This window comes from Rhodococcoides corynebacterioides, assembly GCF_019834675.1.
Lineage (GTDB): Bacteria > Actinomycetota > Actinomycetes > Mycobacteriales > Mycobacteriaceae > Rhodococcoides > Rhodococcoides corynebacterioides_A.
Genome location: NZ_JABUBU010000002.1, coordinates 1 through 21747, shown reverse-complemented (window position 1 = coordinate 21747; position 21747 = coordinate 1). Strand labels below are relative to the sequence as shown.

At 71.1% G+C, this 21747-nt stretch carries 21 protein-coding genes, 1 tRNA gene and 2 rRNA genes; 2 read left to right on the top strand and 22 right to left on the bottom strand.

Annotation, left to right across the window (positions count from 1 at the left end):
- Nucleotides 1-100: 100 nt before the first annotated feature.
- Nucleotides 101-1936 (top strand): NAD(P)/FAD-dependent oxidoreductase, encoded by a 1836-nt coding sequence (locus HQ603_RS04515; protein ID WP_222683352.1) that lies wholly within the window; start codon nucleotides 101-103, stop codon nucleotides 1934-1936.
- On the opposite strand, the gene HQ603_RS04510 is transcribed toward HQ603_RS04515, so the two are convergent.
- Nucleotides 1933-2889: a ring-cleaving dioxygenase gene (locus HQ603_RS04510; RefSeq protein WP_222683351.1), complete on the bottom strand. Its 957-nt coding sequence runs from the start codon at nucleotides 2887-2889 to the stop codon at nucleotides 1933-1935. The genes HQ603_RS04515 and HQ603_RS04510 overlap by 4 nt on opposite strands.
- Nucleotides 2890-2911: 22 nt before the next feature.
- Complete coding sequence (locus HQ603_RS19090) at nucleotides 2912-3109, bottom strand: DUF3263 domain-containing protein (protein WP_222683349.1); 198 nt, start codon at nucleotides 3107-3109, stop codon at nucleotides 2912-2914.
- Between the two features lie 200 nt (nucleotides 3110-3309).
- On the opposite strand from HQ603_RS19090, the gene HQ603_RS04500 reads away from it, so the two are divergent.
- A complete protein-coding gene (locus tag HQ603_RS04500) occupies nucleotides 3310-3819 on the top strand; it encodes a gamma carbonic anhydrase family protein (protein ID WP_222678717.1) in 510 nt (169 codons plus the stop codon).
- A gap of 92 nt (nucleotides 3820-3911) precedes the next feature.
- Here HQ603_RS04500 and HQ603_RS04495 read toward each other — a convergent pair.
- The 20 genes from HQ603_RS04495 to HQ603_RS04400 form a co-directional block, all read right to left on the bottom strand.
- Nucleotides 3912-3985 (bottom strand) — tRNA-Pro (locus HQ603_RS04495).
- 112 nt (nucleotides 3986-4097) lie between these two features.
- Complete coding sequence (der, locus tag HQ603_RS04490; RefSeq protein ID WP_068147885.1) at nucleotides 4098-5534, bottom strand: ribosome biogenesis GTPase Der; 1437 nt, start codon at nucleotides 5532-5534, stop codon at nucleotides 4098-4100.
- Nucleotides 5531-6193, bottom strand: a complete 663-nt coding sequence (gene cmk / locus HQ603_RS04485) for a (d)CMP kinase (RefSeq protein WP_222683700.1) — start codon at nucleotides 6191-6193, stop codon at nucleotides 5531-5533. The genes der and cmk overlap by 4 nt, the downstream gene beginning before the upstream one ends.
- A gap of 32 nt (nucleotides 6194-6225) precedes the next feature.
- Entirely contained in the window at nucleotides 6226-7254 is a 1029-nt protein-coding gene (locus HQ603_RS04480; protein WP_308126363.1) for a pseudouridine synthase, read from the bottom strand.
- A 9-nt stretch (nucleotides 7255-7263) separates the two neighbouring features.
- Nucleotides 7264-7953 (bottom strand): SMC-Scp complex subunit ScpB, encoded by a 690-nt coding sequence (gene scpB / locus HQ603_RS04475; protein WP_222683347.1) that lies wholly within the window; start codon nucleotides 7951-7953, stop codon nucleotides 7264-7266.
- Nucleotides 7950-8783 carry a segregation and condensation protein A gene (locus tag HQ603_RS04470; RefSeq protein WP_222683346.1) on the bottom strand — a complete coding sequence of 278 codons (834 nt, stop codon included), beginning with the start codon at nucleotides 8781-8783 and terminating at the stop codon, nucleotides 7950-7952. The genes scpB and HQ603_RS04470 overlap by 4 nt, the downstream gene beginning before the upstream one ends.
- The gene (locus HQ603_RS04465) at nucleotides 8780-9679 is read right to left on the bottom strand and encodes a ParA family protein (RefSeq protein ID WP_261773403.1); all 900 of its coding nucleotides are present in this window, start codon (nucleotides 9677-9679) and stop codon (nucleotides 8780-8782) included. Before HQ603_RS04465 ends, HQ603_RS04470 begins: the two co-directional genes overlap by 4 nt.
- A 108-nt stretch (nucleotides 9680-9787) precedes the next feature.
- Nucleotides 9788-10714, bottom strand: a complete 927-nt coding sequence (gene xerD, locus HQ603_RS04460; protein ID WP_261773387.1) for a site-specific tyrosine recombinase XerD — start codon at nucleotides 10712-10714, stop codon at nucleotides 9788-9790.
- Nucleotides 10704-11333 (bottom strand): NUDIX domain-containing protein, encoded by a 630-nt coding sequence (locus HQ603_RS04455; RefSeq protein ID WP_222683341.1) that lies wholly within the window; start codon nucleotides 11331-11333, stop codon nucleotides 10704-10706. Before HQ603_RS04455 ends, xerD begins: the two co-directional genes overlap by 11 nt.
- Nucleotides 11334-11339: 6 nt before the next feature.
- Nucleotides 11340-13106, bottom strand: a complete 1767-nt coding sequence (locus HQ603_RS04450; RefSeq protein ID WP_222683339.1) for a CTP synthase — start codon at nucleotides 13104-13106, stop codon at nucleotides 11340-11342.
- Between the two features lie 143 nt (nucleotides 13107-13249).
- Nucleotides 13250-14197 carry a copper transporter gene (locus tag HQ603_RS04445; protein ID WP_222683338.1) on the bottom strand — a complete coding sequence of 316 codons (948 nt, stop codon included), beginning with the start codon at nucleotides 14195-14197 and terminating at the stop codon, nucleotides 13250-13252.
- Nucleotides 14194-15378: a putative cytokinetic ring protein SteA gene (steA, locus tag HQ603_RS04440; RefSeq protein ID WP_222683698.1), complete on the bottom strand. Its 1185-nt coding sequence runs from the start codon at nucleotides 15376-15378 to the stop codon at nucleotides 14194-14196. The genes HQ603_RS04445 and steA overlap by 4 nt, the downstream gene beginning before the upstream one ends.
- Nucleotides 15379-15494: 116 nt before the next feature.
- Nucleotides 15495-17264, bottom strand: a complete 1770-nt coding sequence (gene recN / locus HQ603_RS04435; protein WP_222683336.1) for a DNA repair protein RecN — start codon at nucleotides 17262-17264, stop codon at nucleotides 15495-15497.
- A 4-nt stretch (nucleotides 17265-17268) separates the two neighbouring features.
- Nucleotides 17269-18225, bottom strand: a complete 957-nt coding sequence (locus HQ603_RS04430; protein ID WP_222683334.1) for an NAD kinase — start codon at nucleotides 18223-18225, stop codon at nucleotides 17269-17271.
- Entirely contained in the window at nucleotides 18222-19061 is an 840-nt protein-coding gene (locus HQ603_RS04425; protein WP_222683327.1) for a TlyA family RNA methyltransferase, read from the bottom strand. The genes HQ603_RS04430 and HQ603_RS04425 overlap by 4 nt, the downstream gene beginning before the upstream one ends.
- Nucleotides 19061-19318: a hypothetical protein gene (locus HQ603_RS04420; protein WP_222683325.1), complete on the bottom strand. Its 258-nt coding sequence runs from the start codon at nucleotides 19316-19318 to the stop codon at nucleotides 19061-19063. The genes HQ603_RS04425 and HQ603_RS04420 overlap by 1 nt, the downstream gene beginning before the upstream one ends.
- A gap of 53 nt (nucleotides 19319-19371) precedes the next feature.
- Nucleotides 19372-20385 (bottom strand): HAD-IIA family hydrolase, encoded by a 1014-nt coding sequence (locus tag HQ603_RS04415; RefSeq protein ID WP_222683324.1) that lies wholly within the window; start codon nucleotides 20383-20385, stop codon nucleotides 19372-19374.
- Nucleotides 20382-21374: a hypothetical protein gene (locus HQ603_RS04410; protein ID WP_308126362.1), complete on the bottom strand. Its 993-nt coding sequence runs from the start codon at nucleotides 21372-21374 to the stop codon at nucleotides 20382-20384. Before HQ603_RS04410 ends, HQ603_RS04415 begins: the two co-directional genes overlap by 4 nt.
- Before the next feature lie 95 nt (nucleotides 21375-21469).
- Nucleotides 21470-21587: ribosomal RNA gene (gene rrf / locus HQ603_RS04405) — 5S ribosomal RNA — on the bottom strand.
- A gap of 75 nt (nucleotides 21588-21662) precedes the next feature.
- Nucleotides 21663-21747, bottom strand: a 23S ribosomal RNA gene (locus tag HQ603_RS04400); the annotation flags it as partial.

Sequence of the window (21747 nt, the reverse complement as noted above, 5' to 3'; positions counted from 1 at the left end):
GCAACTCTCGCGGCGGAGTGCCGTCGGAGCGTGTGCTGTGCATCACAGCGTCCGTGTGACGCTCGACACGCACCGATCTTCGAACGGGAGAGCAGTACCCATGACTCAGACTCTCGAACCGCCCACCACCACCGACCGGTCGCCGCAGCAGCGGGTCGACGCCTGGCTGGCGGATTTCGACCGCGCCCTGGCCGCCCGCGACGTCGAGGGCGTCGCGGCCCTGTTCGCCACGACCAGCTTCTGGCGCGACCTGGTGACGTTCACCTGGAACATCAAGACCGTCGAAGGCCGCGAGCAGATCGCCGACATGCTCGGGGCTCGCCTCGACGACGTCGACCCGCGCGGGTTCCACACCACCGAGACCCCGGACGAGGCCGACGGCGTGTACTCCGCCTGGATCGCGTTCGAGACGGCCACGGCCCGCGGGTCGGGCCACCTGCGTCTGCGGGAGAACGCCGACGGTGACCTCGAGGCGTGGACGCTGCTGACGACGATGCAGGAACTCAAGGGTCACGAGGAGCCCCGCGGACACCGTCGTCCGATGGGCGCCGTGCACGGGTCGAACAAGGAGACCAAGACCTGGGCGGAACGACGCGAGCTCGAGGAGAAGGAACTCGGCTACTCCGTGCAGCCGTACGTGCTGATCGTCGGTGGCGGTCAGGGCGGTATCGCCCTCGGCGCGCGGCTGCGCCAGATGGGCGTGCCGGCCATCGTCGTCGACCGGAACGACCGGCCCGGCGACCAGTGGCGCGGCCGCTACAAGTCGCTGTGCCTGCACGATCCGGTCTGGTACGACCACCTCCCCTACCTGCCCTTCCCGGACAACTGGCCCGTCTTCGCCCCGAAGGACAAGATCGGCGACTGGCTGGAGATGTACACCAAGGTGATGGAGGTCCCCTACTGGACCAGGACCACCGCCGAGTCCGCCACCTTCGACGAGGAGACGAAGCAGTGGACCGTCGTCGTCGATCGGGACGGCGAGAAGGTGACGCTCACCCCGAAGCACCTCGTCATGGCGACGGGGATGTCGGGGAAGGCGAACATCCCGAACTTCCCCGGTATGGACGTCTTCCGCGGCGAGCAGCACCACTCGTCGCAGCACCCCGGGCCCGACGCCTACGTCGGCAAGAAGGTCGTGGTGGTCGGCTCCAACAACTCGGCCCACGACATCTGCAAGGCCCTGTACGAGACGGGTGCCGACGTCACCATGCTGCAGCGCTCGTCCACGCACATCGTCAAGTCCGACTCGCTGTGCGAGATCGCGCTGGGCGACCTCTACTCCGAGCGGGCCGTGCAGAGCGGAACCACTACGCAGAAGGCCGATCTCACGTTCGCCTCACTGCCGTACCGGATCATGCACGAGTTCCAGATCCCCGTGTACCAGCAGATCGCGGAGAAGGACAAGGACTTCTACGACCGCCTCGCCGCCGCCGGCTTCCAGCAGGACTTCGGTGACGACGGCTCGGGGCTGTTCATGAAGTACCTCCGCCGCGGATCCGGTTACTACATCGACGTCGGCGCCTCCGAGCTCGTCGCCGACGGGTCCATCAAGCTCGTGAACGGCCAGGTCGACCACCTGACCGAGACCGCCGTGGTGCTCGCGGACGGCACCGAGCTCGAGGCCGATCTGGTGGTCTACGCCACCGGCTACGGCTCGATGAACGGCTGGGTCGCCGATCTGGTCGACCAGGAGACCGCCGACAAGGTGGGCAAGGTGTGGGGCCTCGGCTCGGACACCACCAAGGACCCCGGTCCCTGGGAGGGCGAGCAGCGCAACATGTGGAAGCCGACCCAGCAGGAGAACCTCTGGTTCCACGGCGGCAACCTGCACCAGTCGCGCCACTACTCGCTGTACCTCGGGCTCCAGCTCAAGGCGCGGTACGAGGGCATCGACACCCCCGTCTACGGGCTGCAGGAAGTGCACCACCTGAGCTAGGCGGGATCGCGTCCCTCCGGCACGGTGACGAGCCGCACCGACCGCTCGATGTCCTCGCGGTCGGGCTCGAGCCACGGCGGCAGCTTCAGCGCGCGGCCGAGCTCGAGCAGCGGCTCGTCCACGTCGAATCCCGGTGTGTCCGTGGCCACTTCGAGCAGAACACCACCGGGTTCCCGGAAGTAGATCGACGTGAAGTACTGCCGGTCGAGAATTTTCGTGACGTGGTGGCCGCGATCGACCAGGTACTCGCGCCACAGTTCCTGGGTGGCGTGATCGGGCACCCGGAACGCGATGTGGTGCACGGTGCCCCCGGCCACCACCCCCGGCTCGCCGCGGGAGTCGGCGACCACGTCGACGAGGTGGCCGGGGCCGCCGGGGCCGGCCCGCAGTCGGGTGCGATCCGGCAGTTCGGACTCGACCCGCATGCCGAGGTCCTCGACGAGCGTCGCGACGGTGCGCTCGCCGTCCCCGACCGTCAGCACCGAGGAGTGCTGACCGCGGATCGCGTGCTCCCCCGGCACCGAGGCGGAATCCCACGGATTCCGCGGATCGACCACGCTCGACGCGACCAGTTCGAGCCGCAACCCGTCCGGATCGCGGAGCTCGAGACGCTCCTCGTCCGAGGTGCCGGTGATGGCCGCGTCCACGCCGAGCGCGGTGAGATGGTCGCGCCACCATCCGAGCGAGGCCTGCGGAATCGAGAACGCCGTGGCGGTCGACTGGCCCACACCGATTCGCCCCGTCGGCACCTTCTGCCACGGGAAGAACGTCATCAGCGTGCCGGGCGTCCCGGACGAGTCGCCGTAATAGAGGTGGTAGGTGGACGGATCGTCGAAGTTCACCGTCCGCTTCACCAGGCGCAGTCCCAGGACCGTGACGTAGAAGTCGACGTTGGTCTGCGGATCGTCGGCGATGGCGGTGACGTGGTGCAGCCCCTCGGTGCGCGGCATCATGCGTCGAGCGTAGGCCGCGTCGCTACTGCCCGAGCCAGAGACGCTTGCGGCAGACGGTCAGCATGGCGTCGGCCACGGCGGGATCGACGCGCACCGCCTTGCTCTCGAGGAGATCCTTGGCGCGCGTGAAGAACTGGGTGGTCGACAGACCGAACTCGACCAGGATGTCCTCGGACCGCCCGCCACCGTAGGCGTACCAGCGCTGCAGGAATCCGATCACGGCGTGGTCGTCCGGCGCCGGGAGGGTCTCGGCCGCCGGTGTCGCCCCGAGCGTCGTGGAAGAAGATGCTGCTCGGGATGCGACAGGGAAAGGTGTACTCGTCACGGATGGAGTATTCACCATCGCTCCGACAGTCCGATGGCGGTTCCGTGAACACCGTGCGCGCGTCGGAACGCGGCGGCCGTTGTTAGTGTCGGCGAATGGAACAGACGTATCCCTTCGCCGGTCACAGCCCCTCCGTCGCCGAGGATGCGTGGCTCGCTCCGGGTGCCGCCGTGATCGGCCGCGCCACTCTCGCGGCCCGCACGGCCGTGTGGTTCAACGCCGTCGTGCGCGCCGACGCGGAGGCCATCTCCATCGACGAGGAGAGCAACATCCAGGACGGGTGCGCCCTGCACGCGGACCCCGGCGCGCCGTTGACCGTCGGCAAGCGGGTGAGCGTCGGGCACAACGCCGTGCTGCACGGCTGCACCGTCGAGGACGACGTGCTGATCGGCATGGGCTCCACCGTGATGAACCGCGCCCGCATCGGTACCGGCTCCATCGTCGCGGCCGGCGCCCTGGTCACCGAGGGCACGCAGATTCCGCCGAACTCGTTGGTGGCCGGTGTGCCCGGCAAGGTGCGGCGGGAGACCACCGAGCAGGAGCGCGAGGCCATCGGCTTCAACGCCGCCGGCTACGTCGCGCTGATGGAGCAGTACCGGGGCTGACCTCTCGGACAGGCCCTCGAGAAGGACACCGAGAAGGACACCGAGAACGAGAAAAGCGGCTCCGGACGTGATGTCCGGAGCCGCTTCTCGCGTCGGGCTGACAGGATTTGAACCTGCGACCACTTGACCCCCAGTCAAGTGCGCTACCAAGCTGCGCCACAGCCCGCGGTCCACACGAAGCGGACCGTGCATCCCCTCTCGGGAACGGTGAAACACTACCTCAGGCGCGGCGCCGGAAGCCAATCGCCTCGCGGCCTCCGGTCACCCCGCCCGGGTAGCTACTTCCGACGCTCGCGCTTCTCCCGGATGCGGACGGAGATGCGCACGGGGCTGCCGTCGAAGTTGAACTCCTCGCGCAACCGACGCTCGAGGAACCGGCGGTAGCCGGCCTCGAGGAAGCCCGTGGTGAACAGCACGAAGGTCGGGGGGCGCGTCCCGGCCTGCGTCGCGAACATCACCCGCGGCAGACGCCCGCCACGCATGGGCGGCGGGGTCGCGGCGACGACGTCCTTCAGCCAGGAGTTCAGACGGCCGGTGGGAATGCGCTTGTCCCACGAGTCCAACGCCGTCTCGAGCGCGGGCACCAACTTCTGCACGGCGCGACCGGTGCGCGCCGAGACGTTGACGCGCGACGCCCACGGCACACGCGCGAGGTCGCGATCGATCTCCCGCTCGAGCTGGTGGCGCCGGTCCTCGTCGACCAGGTCCCACTTGTTGAAGGCGATGACCAGGGCGCGACCGGCCTCGGCGACCATCGACAGCACCCGCAGGTCCTGTTCGGAGATGACCTCGGAGGCGTCGATCAGCAGGATCGCGACCTCGGCAGCGTCGATGGCGCCGCGGGTGCGGAGCGAGGCGTAGAACTCGGCGCCGCTGGCGTGGGTGACGCGCTTGCGCAGCCCGGCGGTGTCGACGAACCGCCACACCTTGCCGCCCAGCTCGACCAGCGAGTCCACCGGGTCGACGGTGGTGCCGGCGACGTCGTGGACGACGGACCGCTCGTCCCCGGTCAGCTTGTTCAGCAGGGACGACTTGCCGACGTTCGGCTTGCCCACCAACGCCACTCGGCGCGGCCCGGCGACGCCGGTACCCTCGCGCGGGGTCTCCGGGAGCACCTCGAGCACGTCATCGAGCAGGTCGCCGGTGCCGCGGCCGTGCGTGGCGCTGACCGTGCGCGGCTCGCCGAGCCCGAGCGACCACAACGCCGCCGCCTCGGACTCCACCCGCTCGTCGTCGACCTTGTTGGCCACCAGGATCACCGGGGTCTTGGACCGACGCAGCACGCGGGCCACCGCCTCGTCGGTGGCAGTGGCACCGACGACGGCATCGACCACCAACAGGATGGCGTCCGCGGTCTGCATGGCCTGCTCGGCCTGCCGGGCGACGGACTGCTGCATGCCCTTCGCGTCGGGCTCCCAGCCGCCGGTGTCCTGCACCATGAACCGTCGGCCGGACCAGTTGGCCTCGTACGAGACGCGGTCGCGGGTGACGCCGGGGACGTCCTCCACCACCGCTTCACGACGGCCGATGATGCGGTTGACGAGGGTCGACTTGCCCACGTTCGGCCGTCCGACGACGGCGAGGGTGGGGACGGCGACCTCGGGCTCGTCGCCCTCGGGAGCGTCGAGATCGAGCTCGTCCCAGTCGGTTTCGTCGGTCCAGACGCCGTCGGAGGCGAAGACCTCGGTGACATCGGTGAGATCGTGGTCGCTCATGATCGAGCTCCTTGCAGGTCGTGGACCAGCCGCAGCAACGCGTCGATGACGCCGTCCTTGGTCAGGTCGCTCGTGTCGACGGTGACGGCGTCGTCCGCGGGACGCAGCGGCGACAGGGCGCGCGTGGAGTCCGCGAGGTCACGACGCTGGACGTCGGCGAGCACGCCGGCGTAGTCGTCGCCGCGGCCGTCGGCCACGTTCTGGTCGTTGCGTCGCGCGGCGCGAGTCTCCGCGGACGCGGTCAGGTAGATCTTGAGGTCGGCGTCGGGCAGGACGACGGTGCCGATGTCCCGTCCTTCGACGACGACGCGGTCGCTGCGCATCGCGATGTCGCGCTGCATCGCCACGAGCTTCTCGCGCACGGCCGGGACGGCGGACACGGCGGAGACCGCCGCGGTCACCTCGGCGCCGCGGATGGGCCCGGTGACGTCCTCCCCCGCGACCTCCACCCGCTCGGCGGTCGGGTCGGTCCCGATCTCGAGCGGCAGCGACGCGACGGCCGCGGTCACGGCGTCGACGTCGGTGGTGTCGACGCTCTGCGAGAGCACCCACACGGTCGCCGCGCGGTACATCGCGCCGGTGTCGAGGTACGACGCGCCCAGGCGCGACGCGAGCAGCCGCGACACCGACGACTTGCCGGTGCCCGACGGGCCGTCCATCGCGACGATCAGACGCTCGCCTCCACCGGCGCTCACAGCCCCACCGCCCCGTAGAGGCTGCCGACCTCGCCACGGCCGAGGACGCGCAGCGTGCCCGGCCGCTGATCGCCCAGGGCGACGGCGCCGATGTCGGTGCGGACCAGGCGCCGCACGGGGAAACCGACCGCGTCGAACAGACGGCGCACGATGTGCTTGCGGCCCTCGTGCAGCACCACCTTGACCAGCGTGCGGCCCTCGTTGACGTCGAGGATGGTGAAGGCGTCGACCTTGGCGGGGCCGTCCTCGAGCTCGACCCCGGCGCGCAGCTGCTTGCCGATGCTGCGCTCCATCACCCCGTGAACGGTGGCGAGGTAGGTCTTCGACACCTCGAACGACGGGTGCATGAGTCGGTGGGCGAGATCGCCGTCGTTGGTCAGCAGGATAAGGCCCTCGGTGTCGGCGTCGAGGCGGCCGACGTGGAACAGACGCTGTCCGGCCTGAACGCGCTCGGAGACGATGTCGCCGATGCAGGGACGGCCGAGGTCGTCGGACATCGTGGACTGCCAGCCGCGCGGCTTGTTCAGCGCGATGTGCACCAGGTCGGCCTTGACCACCACGCGGATGCCGTCGACGCGCACCACGGCGCTGCCCGGGTCGACCCGCACGCCCTGCTCGGTGACGATGCGGCCGTCGACCTCGACGCGGCCCTGCTCGATGAGTTCCTCGGCCGCGCGGCGGGAGGCGACGCCGGCCTGCGCGAGCACCTTCTGCAACCGCACGCCGTCCTCGGGTGCGACGTGCGGACGACGCGAGGTGTCGGTGTTCTGGTGCCGTGCGGGCTTGGCGTTGGAAATCGTCGGCGTCGCCGGGGTGGCCTTCTCGGGCTTCGGCTTGCGCGCGCCGGCCTTCGGCTTGCGGGGGTACTTCGCCCCGGTGGTGCGCGTCTCGGTCCGGCGCGTGTACGCCGCGGCGGCCACCTTCTTGTTGGGGCGCTTCTTCTTGCGTTCGGTCGTGGTGTCGGGGTTCGCGTCGGGATGGTCGTCCCGGTCCGGTGTGCCGTCACGGCGAGCGGAGTCAGTCACTGCGTCTACCTATTCGTCTGTCTCGGTTCCGAACTCGGTCGTCGGGTTCGGCTCGGCCTCGGCTCGGCGCTGTGCGCGCAGAACCCGAGGGTCGGTGTCCATGCTGTCATTGATGTCGTCGATCATGTCGACGCCGGGCAGCAGCGGTGCCAGTTCGGGAAGATCGCCCAGCGACGACAACCCCAACCGTTCGAGGAACATGTCCGTGGTGACGTACTGCGTCCCACCGGAGTCGGGATCGGGTCCCGCCTCGGCGATCAGTCCGCGGGCCAGCAGGGTCCGCATCACACCGTCCACGTTCACCCCACGCACTGCACCGACCCGTGCGCGGGTAACCGGTTGACGATAGGCGATGACGGCGAGCGTTTCCAACGCCGCGCGCGTGAGCTTGGACCGGGCGCCGTCGAGCAGGAGCCTCTCGACGTACGGCGCGTACTCCGTGCGGGTGTAGAACCGCCACCCGTCGCCGACGAACCGCAGGTCGATGCCGCTCCCCCGCGCCGTGAAGTCCGCGGCGATCCGGGTGAGCAACGCCTCGATGCGCGCTCGGTCACACCCCGTCGCGGAGACCAGCTGATCGACCGTCGCGGGACTGTCCACGACCAGCAGGATCGACTCCAGCGCGCCGCGCAGCTCGACGTCGGTGAGCGTCTCGTCCGGCTGCGGCTCGTCGGTCGAGTCGTGCTCCGGCTCGGTCATCCGTAGTCCTCCATGCGGGTGGTGTCGAGATCGTCGTCGTCGCCGGTCCACCGCACCTGCAGCGCACCCAACGCCTCGGGCTGGTCGAAGGTGACCGCCTTCTCCCGGTACAGCTCGAGCAGCGCCAGGAAGCGGACGACGATCTCGACGGGCGCGGTGCAGTCGGCCACCAGGTCGGCGAACTCGGTCCAGGCGCCTTCGCCCCGCTCCCGCAGCATCGCGAGCACGGTCGCGGCGTGCTCGGCCACCGAGACGGGCGCCTCGTGCAGGTGGCCGAGCCCGACGGTGGGGATCTCCCGGGGCCGGAACGCCGTGGCCGCGATCTCCGCGAACCGCGCCGGGTCCACCCCGAGCAACACCTCCGGCAGCAGGCCGTCGAACTGCTCCTCGAGCGACACCGACCGCGGATAGCGGCGCAGCGCCGCGCTCTCGAGTTCGCCGAACAGCTGGGCCACCTGCTTGTACGCGCGATACTGCAGCAACCGAGCGAACAGCAGGTCCCGCACCTCGAGCAGCGCGAGGTCCTCGGCGTCGTCGACGTCTCCCGCCGGGAGCAACCGGGCCGCCTTGAGATCCAGCAGAGTCGCCGCGACCACCAGGAATTCGGTGGTCTGGTCGAGTTCCATCGCCGCGCCGAGTTCCCGTGTGTACGCGATGAATTCGTCGGTGACCCGGTGCAGCGCCACCTCGGTGACGTCGAGGCGGTGCTGCCCGATCAGCGTCAGCAGCAGGTCGAACGGGCCCTCGAAGTTGTCCAGCCGGACCTCGAAGCGCTGCCGCGACGACCGTGCAGTGTCGGGCTCAGCAGGCTCGACGGGGGGCGCCGTCACCCGCGCGGCGAGGTGTCTCGGTGGATGACTTCGCGGGCCAGGGACCGGTACGCCTCCGCGCCCGACGATTTGGGCGCCCAGGTGGTGATCGGCTCACCGGCCACCGACGTCTCCGGGAAGCGGACGGTGCGGGTGATGACGGTGTCGAAGACCACGTCGCCGAACACCTCGACGACTCGGTTCATGACCTCGCGCGAATGCAGCGTGCGCGCGTCGAACATGGTCACCACGATGCCCTCGAGCGTCAGCCGCGGATTGAGTCGGTCACGCACCTTGTCCACGGTGTCGTTGAGCAGCGCGAGACCGCGCAGGCTGAAGTACTCGCACTCCATCGGGATCAGCACCGAGTCGGCGCACGCGAGCGCGTTGACGGTCAGCAGGCCGAGCGACGGCTGGCAGTCGATGAGGACGTAGTCGTAGCGGTCCAGCACGGGATGCAGGACCCGGCCGAGCGTCTGCTCACGACCGACCTCGGTGACCAGCTGGATCTCCGCGGCGGACAGGTCGATGTTGCTGGGCAGCAGGTCCATGCCGTCGACGCGCGTCCGCATGAGGACGTCGTCGATCGACACGCGCGGCTCGACCAGCAGGTTGTGCACGGTGAGTTCGAGTTCGTGGTGCGGCACGCCGAGGCCCGCGGACAGCGCGCCCTGCGGGTCGAGGTCGACCAACAGGACCCGACGGCCGAACTCCGCCAACGACGCCCCGAGGTTGATGGTCGACGTGGTCTTGCCGACGCCGCCCTTCTGGTTGCACATGGCGATGACCGTGGCGGGGCCGTGAGAGGTGAGCGGGGCCGGTTCGGGGATCGCGCGCGGGACGCGGCCGGTGGGGCCGAGTTCGGTCGCGGGACCCGAGTGGGCGGGCTCCGGCTCCGGGGCGCGCGTCCGGAACAACGCGCCGTCGTCGTGTGCCGTGGACACCCGCGCATCTCCCCTCGCCTCGTACGGACCGGTCACACCGGAACGCTACCGCGTGGACCGAGCGGCGCCGACGCGGACACGCTACCGAGCGCGGGGATGGGCCTCGGCCCACACTTCCCGCAGGGTCGTCACCGTCACCAGGGTGTAGATCTGCGTCGTGGTCACCGAGGCGTGACCGAGCAGTTCCTGCACCACGCGCACGTCCGCGCCGCCGTCGAGCAGGTGGGTCGCGAAGGAATGGCGCAGGGTGTGGGGGGACACGCGCGAGCCGATGCCGGCGCGCTCGGCCGCGGTCTGGAGCACCTGCCACGCACTCTGCCGGGACAGCCGTCCGCCGCGCGCGTTGAGCAGCAGCGCCGGAGTACTGCGGGAGACCAGCGAGGGCCGCCCGCGCACCAGGTACGCGTCGACGGCCGCCATCGCCGGTCGGCCGACCGGCACCACCCGTTCCTTGCCGCCCTTGCCGCGCAGGATCACCGACCGCGACTCGGTGTCGATGTCGTCGACGTCCAGGCCCACCGCCTCGGAGATGCGGGCGCCGGTGGAGTAGAGCAGTTCGAGCAGTGCGCGGTCGCGCAGGCCGCGGGGGGTGTCGGCCGACTCCCCGGCGGCCGCGTCGAGCAGGGCGAACACCTCGTCCACGGGCAGCGATTTCGGCAGCCGACGGCCGGGTGCGGGCGGCTTGACCCCGGCGGCGACGTCCGTCTCGACGGTGCCCTCGGTCAGGGCGAACCGGTGGACGCCGCGGACGGCGATCACCGCGCGGGCGGCCGAACTGGATGCGAGCGGCGGGTAGTCCCCCGTGCCGGTGCGCAGGGCCTCGACGAAGTCGCCGACGTCGTGTCGGGTGACGTCGGACAGGCGCGTCCGCCCCCGCTGCGCGAGGAAGTCGGCGTAGCGCACCAGATCTCGCCGATAGGACGTCACGGTGTTGCGCGCCGCGCCCCGCTCGACCGTCAGGTGGTCGAGGTAGGCCTCGATCACCTCGGTGGGACCGTCAGCCGCCATGCGCGCGGCGCTGCTCGAACGCCGTGGGCCGATCACGCCACGGCGCATCGGCCGGCCGCATCGGCACGGACCGCGAGCGCACCGCCGCGACGGCGAGGATGCCGGCCACCGCGGACGCGTTGACGATCTCGCCGGACAGCACGCGGGCGAGGGCGTCCTCGACGGGTAGGCGCACCAGCTCGATGTCCGCTTCCTCGTCGTGCGCCTCGGGTCGATCGACCTCCGACAGACCCTCGGCGAGGAAGATGCGGACGGTCTCGTCGGTGAAGCCGGGCGACGCCGCGACGTCCACCAGCACCGAGAACGACGTGGCCGCCAGCCCGGTCTCCTCGGTCAGCTCGCGCCCGACCGCGTCGACCGGGTCCTCTCCGGGCTGGTCGAGCAATCCCGCCGGCAGCTCGAGCAGCCGGCGACCGAGCGGATGCCGGTACTGCTCGATCAGGACGATGCGGTCCTCGTCGTCGATCGCCACCACGGCGACGGCGCCGTGGTGCTCGATCACCTCGCGTTCGGCCGTCCGGCCGCCCGGCATCGCGACACGGTCCCGGCGCAGGGCGAGGATCGCCCCCTCGTACTCGAGCTCGCTGCCGAGCACCTCGAAGTCGTGTCGCTCCGCCATGTCGCCTCAGGCCTTCTCGGTCGAGTCGGCGGTCGCGGTGGGCTCTGCGGCCTCGACGGGCGTCGCGGGCTCGGCCTGCGCCGCGTCACCGTGCACGTCGACGGGCAGGCGCTCCTCCGACTTGTAGGCCAGTGCGGCGGCGATCAGCCCGGCGAACAGCGGGTGCGGACGGGTCGGCCGGCTCTTGAGCTCCGGGTGCGCCTGCGTGCCGACGAAGAACGGGTGCGTCTTCTTCGGCAGCTCGACGAACTCCACGAGGTGCCCGTCGGGCGAGGTGCCGCTGAACCGCAGGCCGGACGCCGCGATGCGATCGCGGTAGCTGTTGTTGACCTCGTAGCGGTGACGGTGACGCTCGGACACCGACTCGCTGCCGTAGGTCTGCGCCACGACGGAGCCCTTGGCCAGGGTCGCGGGGTACGCACCCAGTCGCATGGTGCCGCCGAGGTCGGCCTCGCCGGCCACGGCCTGTTCCTGGTCGGCCATCGTCGAGATGACCGGCTGCGTCGTCTCCGGCTCGAACTCCGCGGAATTGGCGTCGTCGAGTCCCACGGAGCGGGCCGCCTCGATGACCATGCACTGCAGGCCCAGGCAGAGCCCGAGCGTCGGGATCCGGTGCGTGCGGGCGTGGGTGATCGCGCCGAGCTTGCCCTCGATGCCGCGGATGCCGAAGCCGCCGGGGATGACCACGGCGTCGATGTCGGCGAGGGCGAGGCGGGCGCCGGCCGCGGTGTCGCAGTCGTCGGACTGCACCCACACCAGCTCGACCTTGGCGCGGTTGGCGAAGCCGCCGGCGCGCAGCGCCTCGGTCACCGACAGGTAGGCGTCCGGCAGGTCGACGTACTTGCCGACGAGGGCGACGCGCACGGTCTCGCGCGGCGAGTGCACCCGCTCGAGCAACGTGCCCCACACCGACCAGTCGACGTCGCGGAACGGCAGGCCGAGCTTGCGGACGACGTAGGCGTCGAGGCCCTCGCCGTGCAGCACCTTGGGGATGTCGTAGATGGACGGGGCGTCGGGCGTGGAGATGCAGCCGTCGACGTCGACGTCGCACATGAGCGCGATCTTGCGCTTGAGGCCGTCCGGCACGTCGCGGTCGGACCGCAGGATCAGCGCATCGGGCTGGATGCCGATGCTGCGGAGCGCGGCCACCGAGTGCTGCGTGGGCTTGGTCTTGAGCTCACCGGACGGCGCGAGGAACGGCACCAGCGAGACGTGCAGGAAGAACACGTTCTCCCGGCCGACGTCGTGGCGGACCTGACGGGCGGCCTCGAGGAACGGCTGGGACTCGATGTCGCCGACCGTGCCACCGATCTCGGTGATGACGACGTCCGGCGCCTGGCCCTGGAGGTCCGGGCCGCGCATCGCGAGGATGCGCGCCTTGATCTCGTCGGTGATGTGCGGAATGACCTGGACGGTGTCGCCCAGGTACTCGCCGCGCCGCTCCTTGGCGATCACGGTCGAGTAGACCTGTCCGGTGGTGACGTTCGCGTACCCGGAGAGGTCGCGGTCGAGGAAGCGCTCGTAGTGCCCGACGTCCAGATCGGTCTCGGCGCCGTCCTCGGTGACGAAGACCTCACCGTGCTGGAACGGGTTCATCGTTCCGGGGTCGACGTTGAGGTAGGGGTCGAGCTTCTGCATGGTGACGCGCAGGCCACGTGCGGTGAGCAGCTGGCCCAGGCTCGAGGCCGTGAGACCTTTGCCGAGCGACGACGCGACGCCGCCGCTGACGAAAATGTGCTTGATGTCGGCCCGCGTGTGAATGCGTGACTGCAAAGAAACTCCCGTGACGGTGCGACTCGACGCCGAAGCCGAATCGGTTCACGATTCGACAGGTCGAGTGGTTCGGAACCCGGCCGACCCACGGGACTTCACGGTAACACCTTCGGACCCGTCCGGGTGTCACCCACGGCGCGTGTCTACCGCGTCGGCGCCCCGACGGTCACTGCCGTGGCACCGGGACCGGTACCGAAGCGCCCGGATCCACCGCCGAGCTGATCCTGCAGCGCGAGCACGGTCGTGATGCGCCCGGACACCCGATCGACGTCGTCGACGGTGCTCGTTCCCGCGGCGAGAGCGGAATCGGATCGCACGACGGCGATGGGACCGCTGCCGGTGGCCGCGTCCGGTCGGCCCGCGAGGACGACGCCGGCCCCCCGGCCGTCGAGCGCGCCCGCGAACCGCGCGACGATCGCGCCGCGATTGCCGTCCGCCCCCGGGTCCTGCGCCGCTCCGGTCACGATCACCGCGAGCTGCCCGGGCGCCACCGCGCCGTCGTCGTACGTCAGGAATCCGCCGCCCCGCAGCGTGTCGAGGGCGAGGGCGAGTTCGTCCGGTGTGCTCCGGGGTTGCGCCGACGCCGGATCGAGCAGCAGCACGGTGCCCAGCAGGTCGCCGGCGAGGCTGCCCTGGTCGACCGCGCCCGTGCGCAGCTGCGCGCCGGCCGGGACGACGTTGGTCAGTCGGGTCCGGAGATCGTCGCCGCTCGCTGCGGAGACGAAGGCCTCGGTCAGTCCGACGCGACCGCTGACCCGGCCGCTTGCGTCGCCGATGAGGCGAGTGACGCCCTCGACGTCGGCGGGGTCGGCGTCGGGGGTCGTCACGACGACCACCGAGCGGTCCGTGAGAGCGCCGGCGACGACGCGCGGCGCCACGGCGTCGTCGAACCCGTCGGCGGCGTTGAGGCGCTCACCGAGGGCGTTGTTGGCCTGGTCCAGATCGTCGACGCGGGTCTGCAGATCGTCGCGGTCGTCGCGCAGGCCGGACAGGACGCGGCCGGACAGCAGCCCGGATCCGAGCACCACGCCGACGGCCAGCGCCAGGAAGACCGCGATGAGAGAGACGGTGTGCTGGCGGAGCGAGATCACCGAAGCAGCCCCTGAACCCACAGCGCGAAGGAGTTCCAGGTGTCGATCGCCCAGTCGAGGGTGGCGCCGCTGCCGTTGGTGACGACCAGCGCGACGATGACGGCGACCAGAGCCGCGAGGACGAGCAGGGCGACGGCGGCACCCGAGACACGGCTGCGGTAGAGCGTCGCCATCGCCTTGGCGTCGACGAGCTTGGGCCCGACCTTGAGGCGGGTCATGAAGGTCGACGGGGTGCTCGCGCGCTTGCCGGCGTCGAAGAACTCGTCGAGCGAGGCCGAGCACCCGACGGTGACGATGAGCGAGGCGCCGTGATGGTCGGCCAGCAGCAGGGCGAGGTCGGACGCCGTGCCGGTCGCGGGGAACGTCATCGCCCCGATCCCGAGGTCCTGGATCCGCTCGAGACCCGAGGCGTGGCCGTCGGAGTCGGCGGGCAGGACCACCTCGGCGCCGGACTTGAGGGTCCGGCTGCTGACGTCGTCGGGATCACCCACGATGAGGTCGGGGCGGTACCCCGCGTCGGCGAGGGTGTCCGCGCCGGCACCGACGCCGATGAGGATCGGCGAGTACTCCTTGACGAACGGGCGCAGCGCCTTGAGGTCGGCGACGTGATCGGGACCCTCGGCCACCACCACCACGTGACGACCCTGCATGTCGACGTCCACGTCCGGCACGCCGACGCCGTCGATCAGCAACGGCGATTCGGTCCGGATGAACTCGATGGTGTTGCCCGAGAACGCTTCCAGATGATCGATGAGACCGGACTTGGCCTCGATCATGCGGTCGGACACGTCGGCTTCGGTCTGCTCGGTGCCCTCGACGAGCACCCGCTCCCCCGCGTAGACGGTGCCCTCGTGCAGGCGCACCTTCGCGCCGTCCTTGATCTTCTTGAAGACCTCGGGCCCGGCCTCGTCGATCAGCAGGACGCCGCCCGCCACCAGGACCTCGGGTCCCAGGTTGGGGTAGCGACCGGAGATGGACGCCGACGCGTTCACGACGGCGGTGACCCCGGCCTGGACCAGCTGGTCGGCCGTGAGGCGGTCGAGGTCGAGTTCGTCGAGAACGACGACGTCCCCGGGACCGACACGGCGCAGCAACTTGGCCGTGGAGCGGTCGACGCGGGCGATTCCCGTGACTCCGGGAAGCGAGTCGGTGCTACGCGAGAGCAGAGCCGGCATCTTCATGGGTTCGATGATGGAGAACGACGGCGCGCGGATGAGGGAGGCGCGCCGTATCAACTACCACATCGTTCACACGAGTCACACCGGCGGGTGATCCCCACCCATGACACGTCACGACGTCAGGACGCCGCGGCGCGCCGTTCCGCGGTGGCCGTGTCGAGCAGTTCCTCCGCGTGCGCCCGGCCGGTCTCGGTGTCGTCCAACCCCGCCAACATGCGCGCCAACTCCACCACGCGATCGGACTCGCTCAGCGTCCGCACCCCGCTGCCCGGCCCGCCCTTGCGGCTGTCGGTCTTGTTCACCACCAGATGCGTGTCGGCGAACGCCGCCACCTGCGGCAGGTGGGTCACCACGATCACCTGGTGGGTCCGGGCCAGACGGGCCAGCCGCTTGCCGATCTCCACGGCCGCGCGGCCGCCGACACCCGCGTCGACCTCGTCGAACACCATGGTCGACCCGGCGTCCGACTGCGCGAGGACCACCTCGAGGGCGAGCATCACGCGAGACAGTTCGCCGCCCGATGCGCTCTTGGTCAGCGGTAGCGACTGCGCCCCGCTGTGCGCCGCGAGCCGGAACTCCACGTCGTCGACACCCGACGACCCGGCGTGCAGAGTGGTGTCCCCCACCTCGAGCGCGACGCGGTCGTCCGGCGACGCCGGGCGCGGTCGCACCTCGACCTCGAGCTTGGCCTTGCCCATCGCGAGTCCGGCCAGCTCCGCACTGACGGCCTTGGCCAATCGGCCGGCTGCCTTGGTGCGTGCCGCGGACAGTGTGGCGGCCACCGCCGCGGTCGCCGCCGCGCCCGTCCGCACCCGGTCCGCGAGCGCCGCGAGTGCGTCGGCCGACACGTCGAGGCCGGTCAGCCGCTCCCGGGCGTCCGCCGCCCACGCGAGCACTCCGTCGACGTCCGCGGCGTACTTGCGGGTGAGGTTCTTCAGTTCGGCCTGGCGCGAGAGCAGGGTGTCCAGTGACTCCGGGTCTGCCGGCAGGTCGTCGAGGTACGCCGTGAGTTCGGCCCCGACGTCCGTGACCACGGCGATCGCTTCGGCCACCCGCGGCGCCAGCGCTCGCAGCGTCTGGTCGTCGGCCGACTCGATGCGATCGCGGGCCGACCCGAGCAGCGCCATGACGGACGCGTCGTCCGGGTCGTCGCCGCCCGTGAGCGCGGCACGGGCGCCCGCCGCCGCGTCGCGCAGGCTGTCGAGATCGCCCAGCCGACGCACGGTGGCCGAGATCGTCGCGTCCTCGCCGGGCTCGGGTGCGACGGCGTCGATCTCCTGCAACGCGAACGTCAGCTGATCCGCCTCCCGAGCCATCTCGCGGGCTCGCTCGGTGCGATCGCGCAGCTCGCCGACGGCGGCGAGCCAGTCGCGCCGCCGAGTGCGGTACTCGGCGAGCAGGGCCGTGACCGCGTCGCCGGCGAACCGGTCCAGAGCCGCGCGCTGCTGGTCGCTGCGCTGCAGGCGCAACTGGTCGTTCTGCCCGTGGACGGTGAGCAGCGACCCCGTGAATTCCGACAGCACGCCGGCCGGGACGCTGCGGCCGCCGAGGTGGGCGCGCGAGCGACCGTCCGTCGACACCGAGCGGACGGCGATGATGCTGTCGTCGTCGTCCCGCCGCGCACCGGTGGATTCGAGCAGGGCCTCGACCTCGGTGCGCGCGGGGTCGCCGACGGTGTCGGTGGTGAACCGGCCCTCGACCACGGCGCGGTCCGCACCCACGCGCACGCGACCGGCGTCGGCGCGCGCACCGGAGAGCAGGTGGAGTCCGGTGACCACCATCGTCTTCCCCGCGCCCGTCTCTCCGGTGAGGACCGTCAGGCCCGTCGAGAACGTCGCGGTGGCCTCGGCGATGGCGCCCAGCCCGTCGATTCTGATTTCGGACAGCACGCGGCTACGTCACCCTCCCCCGCCAGCCGGTGACCGGCAGCGCGAACTTGTGGACCAGTCGATCGGCGAACGGCGCGGAGTCCAGCCGCACCCATTTGATGGGCTCGGACCCGCGGACCACCTCCACGCGCGCACCGGGCGGGAGCGTCATGGTGCGGCGGCCGTCGCAGAACACCAGCGCCTCCCGGCCACCGTCGAAGATCTCGACGGCGATGTGCGACTCGGGGCTGGTGACCAGCGGGCGGGCGAACAGGGCGTGCGCGTTGCTCGGAATCACGAGGATGGCGTCCAGCTCGGGCCACACGACCGGTCCGCCCGCGGAGAAGGCGTACGCCGTCGATCCCGTGGGGGTGGCGAGGAGAACGCCGTCGCACCCGAAGGCGGACACCGGCCGGTCGTCGACCTCGAGCACCACCTCGAGCACCCCGAGGCGGGACGCGTTCTCGATGCTGGCCTCGTTCAACGCCCAGCCGCGCTCGACGACCCGACCGTCGACCAGCACCGAGATGTCCAGCGTCATGCGCGGCTCGATGCGGTAGGTGCGGCGCACGACGATGTCGAGCGTCTCCTCCAGCGCGTCCGCCTCGGCCTCGGCGAGGAAGCCGATGCGTCCCAGGTTGATGCCGAGCACCGGAATGGACGCCCCGCGCGCCAGTTCCGCCGCCCGCAGGAACGTGCCGTCCCCGCCCAGGACGAGCACCAACTCGCACCCGACGGCGGCGGCCGGACCGAACTCCACCACGGCCACGTCGGCGTGCGGTTCGGACAGCGCGTCCACGCCCGAGGTGGACTCGAGCCGGGACGTGTCGTGCTCGTCGACCAGCACCCGCAGGCCGATGCCGTGCTCGTGGAAGACCTTGGCCGCGCGGCGGGCCGTCTGTTCGATGTCGGGGCGCCCGGGGTGGGCGACCAGCAACACCGTGCGCTCCGGGACGGTCTCGGAGCCCGGCAGAACGCTCATTGGGGCCCCTTCGCAACAGCCGCCGCGACCAGGTCCTCGACCGTCGGCTCGGGCTCGCGGGCGGGATCCGCGTCCGGCTCGACGCCCGCGGCGGTCAACCAGAGGAAGTACTCGACGTTCCCGGACGGGCCCGGCAGTGGGCTGGGGGCCACTCCGCGTGTGCGCAGACCCGCCGCCTCGGCGGCCCGCGCCACGTCGACCACGGCCGCGGCCCGCATCGCGGGATCGCGGACGACGCCGCCGGCACCCACGCGGTCCTTGCCGACCTCGAATTGCGGCTTCACCATGGGCACGATGCTGCCACCCGGTGCCAACGACGCGACGAAGGCAGGGAGCACCAGTGACAACGAGATGAACGACAGATCGGCCACGATCAGGTCGACGGGCCCGCCGATGCTCTCCGCATCGACGGTGCGGACGTTGGTCCGGTCGTGCACGATCACGCGGTCGTCGCTGCGCAGCCGCCAGACGAGCTGGCCGTAGCCCACGTCGACGGCCACCACCTCCCGCGCCCCCTTCGACAGGAGCACGTCGGTGAAACCGCCGGTCGACGCCCCCGCATCGAGGCATCGTGCCCCGGTGACGGTCAGGCCCCGTGGTTCGAACTCGGCGAGAGCGCCGAGCAGCTTGTGCGCGCCCCGCGACGCCCAGGAGACCTCGTCCGCGACCTCGACGACCCGCAGCGCGGTTCCCGGCTCGACGGCCGTGGCCGGCTTGGTGGCCACGGACCCCGCGATCAGCACTCGCCCCTCCGAGATCAACTCCGAGGCATGCTCCCGCGATCGGGCCAGACCCCGGCGAACCAGTTCCGCATCGACCCGCGCACGACGGGCCATCAGGACTTGTCCACCGAGCTCAGTGCATCGACGAGGACGTCGTGCGCCCGGCCGAGGATCTGGGCGCGCCGGGTGAGGGAGACCAGGCCGTGGACGTCCGCGGTCCCGGCGCCGGTGGGCACCTGTGCCGCACGGTCGGCCTCGGCGAGCAACTCCCCCACGGCGGCACGAATCGCTTCTGGATCCGGCGCAGCCTCGTCCGCACCACCGCGCGAGGAGGGCAGGTGGTGACCGGGGAGGGGAACGGACGACGTCATCGCCGACCACGCTAGCGGATGGGTCCGACAGGCTCGGCGGCGTGGTGCGACGGTCAGGATCGGCCGTACCACTCCTCGACGACGGCACGTGCGGCGTCGTCGACGCCCTCGATCGTCTCGACTCCGTCCATCGCCCACACCGCGGGCAGAATCGACCGCAGGGCGTCGGCCCACGTCGGTTCGACACCCGACTCCGCGGCGCGGTCACTGCCGGAGGCCAGGCGCACGACGGTCCCGTCGCGGTCGACCGACCACCGATCCGTGGCGGCGATCAGCGACGCCGACTCGTCCTCGAGCAGGACGGCGAGCGAGGACGCGAGATGCGTGGGGCGCTGGGCGGGCTCGGCCCACAGCACGTCGTCGACGGTGCTCACCCCCGTCAGCACGAGCAACGAAGGGATACCGACGGTGTTGGCCCCGGCGATGTCGGTGTCGAGGCGGTCCCCCACCACGAGCGGGGACGACGCGCCGGACCGCGTGAGCGAGTCCGTCATCAACGGCGCCTCCGGCTTGCCCGCGACCCGCGGGGTCGCGCCCGTGGCCGCGGCGACGGCCGCGACCATCGCACCGTTACCCGGTCCCAATCCCCGCGGCGTCGGGAGGCTGGTGTCGGCGTTGGCGGCGACCCAGACCGCTCCGGCGCGGACCGCGTACGTCGCCTCGGCGATGTCCGCCCACGCGGTCGTCGGCGAATGTCCCTGTACTACGGCGTCCGGCGTCGGCTCGGCCGACCGGGTCGTCCGCAGTCCCGCCGCCTCCACCTCGGCGGCGAGGGCGTCGGTTCCGACGATCAGCACCGTCGACCCCGCCGGCACCAGGTCGGCCAGCAACCTGGCTGCGGCCTGGGAGGACGTCACCACGGTCTCGTCGGGAGCGTGGAACCCCAGATCCCGGAGGTGCTCGGCCACGGCCGCCGGCGTCCGACTCGCGTTGTTGGTGACGTACCAGAGCGAGGACGAGCAGTCACGGAGCACGTCCACGGCACCCTCGACGGGATCGGGCCCGCGGTAGAGCGTGCCGTCGAGATCGAGCAGCAGTGCGTCGTGACGATCCGTCAGTCGGGTCACGGGCCGGTCAGCTCGTCGACCCGGTCCTCGGCGTCGGTCTCGCCCTCGGTGTCGGCCGCCGCGGCCCGCAGGAACCACTGCAGTCCGTCCTCGGCTCGGCCGGCGGCGACCAGTGCATCCGCGTACGCGTAGTAGTAGCGCGCGGCCGCCGACCCGGTGCGGTCGCCGTCGAGGTCCGCCGTCTGCAGCGTCACCACGGCCTGGTCGTACTGACCCATGTCCATTCGGGCACCGGCCACGACGATCCGCAGTTCGGCCGCGTCCTCCCCCGTCAGCAACCGAGCCTCGTCGCTCCGACCGAGTTCGATCGCCCGCTCGGGTCGACCGAGTCCGCGTTCGCAGTCCGCCATCACCGAGAGCAGTCCGGGTCCGCCCGCCATGCGTCGCGCGGCGCGCAGCTCGGACAGTGCTTCCGCCCATTCACCGGCGTGGTAGGCGGCGATGCCGGCGGTCTCTCGCACGACGGCGATCCGGCCGGCACGGCCCCGCGCAGCCCGAGCATGGGCGAGTGCGGCAGCGGGATCGTCCGCGATCAGCCGGCTGGTCATCACGAGGTGACGTGCGACGGTCTCCGCGTTCGACTTGTCCAGGCTGAGAAGGTCGCGACGGACCGCGCCCTCGAGATCCTTGGGCTCGACGTCGTCGGGCAGGTCGGGCTCGGGTGCGCGCGCCGGGCGGGAGTCCGCGCCGCGGCCCTGGCCGGCGCGCGGGCCGGACGCACCCTCGCCGCCACGACGGCGGTGGTCGTTCTGGGGCCGGCCGCCACGGTCCGGCCGCCCCGCGGAGGTGCCACCCTGCAGGGGTCCGCCCGCGCGGCGGTCGGTGTGTCGACGCCGGTCCTGGCTGCCCGCATCGTCACCGCGGCGGGGAGCACCCTGGTGACCGCCGCGGCGGTCGCGCGAGGCACCCGACCGGTCGTCGCGTCGCGGGCGATCGTCGCGTCCGCGTGCGTCGTCGGCCGGGCCGTCCGGAGTGGGAATGTCGGACACGGGCGAGCCTTTCGTCGGTCGGCACTGCTGGGTGCAAAATGCTGAAGAAACACGAAAGGGGACCCACGTGAATGGGTCCCCTTTCGGAAAATAATGTTCGGCGGTGTCCTACTCTCCCACACCCTGTCGGGTGCAGTACCATCGGCGCTGGAGGGCTTAGCTTCCGGGTTCGGAATGGGTCCGGGCGTTTCCCGCTCCGCTATGGCCGCCGTAACTCTGTGAAACTGTCACACGTGTGGAGACACGGTGTGTTGTTTCAGATACTGCACAGTGGACGCGTAGCTTCTTCGTGGTAAGTCCTCGGCCTATTAGTACCAGTCACCTGCACCCATTGCTGGGCTTCCAGTTCTGGCCTATCAACCCGGTGGTCTGC

What these genes read in the sequence shown, in the direction of transcription:
- HQ603_RS04515 (WP_222683352.1), top strand. Translation starts at nt 101, where the DNA reads ATGACTCAGACTCTCGAACCGCCCACCACCACCGACCGGTCGCCGCAG.
- HQ603_RS04510 (WP_222683351.1), bottom strand. Translation starts at nt 2,889, where the DNA reads ATGATGCCGCGCACCGAGGGGCTGCACCACGTCACCGCCATCGCCGAC.
- HQ603_RS04500 (WP_222678717.1), top strand. Translation starts at nt 3,310, where the DNA reads ATGGAACAGACGTATCCCTTCGCCGGTCACAGCCCCTCCGTCGCCGAG.
- der (WP_068147885.1), bottom strand. Translation starts at nt 5,534, where the DNA reads ATGAGCGACCACGATCTCACCGATGTCACCGAGGTCTTCGCCTCCGAC.
- cmk (WP_222683700.1), bottom strand. Translation starts at nt 6,193, where the DNA reads ATGGACGGCCCGTCGGGCACCGGCAAGTCGTCGGTGTCGCGGCTGCTC.
- scpB (WP_222683347.1), bottom strand. Translation starts at nt 7,953, where the DNA reads ATGACCGAGCCGGAGCACGACTCGACCGACGAGCCGCAGCCGGACGAG.
- xerD (WP_261773387.1), bottom strand. Translation starts at nt 10,714, where the DNA reads ATGGCGGCTGACGGTCCCACCGAGGTGATCGAGGCCTACCTCGACCAC.
- HQ603_RS04455 (WP_222683341.1), bottom strand. Translation starts at nt 11,333, where the DNA reads ATGGCGGAGCGACACGACTTCGAGGTGCTCGGCAGCGAGCTCGAGTAC.
- steA (WP_222683698.1), bottom strand. Translation starts at nt 15,378, where the DNA reads ATGAAGATGCCGGCTCTGCTCTCGCGTAGCACCGACTCGCTTCCCGGA.
- HQ603_RS04430 (WP_222683334.1), bottom strand. Translation starts at nt 18,225, where the DNA reads ATGAGCGTTCTGCCGGGCTCCGAGACCGTCCCGGAGCGCACGGTGTTG.
- HQ603_RS04425 (WP_222683327.1), bottom strand. Translation starts at nt 19,061, where the DNA reads ATGGCCCGTCGTGCGCGGGTCGATGCGGAACTGGTTCGCCGGGGTCTG.
- HQ603_RS04420 (WP_222683325.1), bottom strand. Translation starts at nt 19,318, where the DNA reads ATGACGTCGTCCGTTCCCCTCCCCGGTCACCACCTGCCCTCCTCGCGC.